Consider the following 1,552-nt stretch of genomic DNA (forward strand, 5'->3'; position numbering starts at 1 on the left):
CCTCGTCGCGGATGCGGATGCCGTAGTCCTCGTGGATGCCTCTGCGCAGTGACTGCATGGCGTCCAGCGCGCCAGTCCACCTGTATGCAGAAATGAGGACGCAACCTAGGCCGAATGTGCGCGTTGCGCCCTCCTTCATCCCAGGGTCGCCCGAGTCATCAACATATGCGAATTCGAGGTGGAGCGGGGCCGTCAATCGTCACCCTTGGACGTCGTGAGGTCATTCCCGGTGGTGTATCCGACAAGTTCGTTCAGGTGACGGCTGTCGACTTCACCCTGGCGATCGAGGTCCCCCCACCAGGGCTGGACCCCTAACGTGGCCGGGTCGTCTTGAATTTGCTGTCGCTTCTTCCTCGGGTCTGCGTAGTCAGACATCGGCACAACGTTGTGGGTGCGAACTTTCATGAGGAATCTCCCTGTAAAGCGAATGTCTCCGATTTGAGAAGAATCTATCCCACCCGCATACGGCTCAGCGCCAGATGATGTTAACCATTGGATGATTCTTGTGCTGCACCACCCCGCGCTGGTCGGCACGCCGAGCGCATGCCTGGCGTCCCTGTGCCCCTGTCAGAGGAGGTATACCCGGTTTGACATGCCCTATGCCTTCCACCGGAAGAGTTTGAAGCGTCAGCTCTCTGACACCCCACCCGGTCACACGACTGCGCCCCCCGCCATTCGACCATTGACCGCGGCAGGGACGTGGGTGACGATGGGGCCGAGGGAAGCCGGGAATCGGTGCCTGGCCGAAAGTGGCGACCATGGACCGCTCTGCGATCACGGACGGATACCGTCGAGCTTGCGACGAGCTAGAAGACGCCTTGTCCCAGGCTGGGGATGCTGACCTACGTCGGCGCAGTGCCGGCACCCGCTGGAGCAACAAGGTCCTGTTGTTCCATATGGTGTTCGGCTACATGATGGTCCGAAACCTGCTGCCCTTAGTCAAGATCTTCGGCCACCTCCCGCCCTCACTCAACACAGCATTCGCGCGCCTCCTCAACGCAGGAACCCGCCCATTCGACCAGGTCAACTACTGGGGGTCCCGAACCGCAGCCCGCGTCTACAACCGTCACCGCATGGCGCGCAAACTACGCCGGGTCACCGCCACCCTCGGCACAAATCTGGAGAACGAATCCCAGCGATCGCTGGCCCTGCACATGGCATTTCCAACCCGCTGGGACCCCTTCTTCACCCCCGTGATGACCGTCGCGGATGTCTACGCCTTCCCCACCATGCACTTTGACTTCCATGCAAAGCAGCTGAGCCTGCCCCTCGACCAGGACAGCCCGCCCGCATAGTGACAGCCTCCGCCCCGACGGCTCCACAAGGAATCGGGAAAGCTCTGCTCGTTTACCGGCCAGACGTCACAGCGCGGATTTGGGTGGTCTCGCGAATTTGACGCTACTCGTCTCGGGAAGCGCTGTTGTCCCCGGTGAGCGGCAAGTCCCGGCAGCAGCAATCGGGATATTGGTCGCACGCGCGCACGACTGCGCCTCGATTGACCACACATCCGCAATCCGCACATGCCATATCCATCTGCCCGATCCTACCTAGG

3 protein-coding genes are annotated in these 1,552 nt (G+C 61.4%); 1 reads left to right on the forward strand and 2 read right to left on the reverse strand.

All coding sequences use genetic code 11. From position 1 onward, the window contains the following. Both HGBR_RS20595 and HGBR_RS20085 read right to left on the reverse strand, forming a co-directional pair. Window positions 1-196: hypothetical protein (locus HGBR_RS20595; protein WP_218915993.1), on the reverse strand; the 196-nt coding region annotated here is incomplete at its 3' end. Continuing rightward, complete coding sequence (locus HGBR_RS20085; protein ID WP_147522582.1) at window positions 193-405, reverse strand: hypothetical protein; 213 nt, start codon at window positions 403-405, stop codon at window positions 193-195. The genes HGBR_RS20085 and HGBR_RS20595, both read right to left, overlap by 4 nt. 353 nt (window positions 406-758) lie before the next feature. Between HGBR_RS20085 and HGBR_RS15635 the strand changes: the two genes are divergently transcribed. Beyond that, window positions 759-1,295, forward strand: a complete 537-nt coding sequence (locus tag HGBR_RS15635; protein WP_026077658.1) for a DinB family protein — start codon at window positions 759-761, stop codon at window positions 1,293-1,295. Window positions 1,296-1,552 lie beyond the last annotated feature (257 nt).

This window comes from Brevibacterium senegalense, from assembly GCF_000285835.1.
Lineage (GTDB): Bacteria > Actinomycetota > Actinomycetes > Actinomycetales > Brevibacteriaceae > Brevibacterium > Brevibacterium senegalense.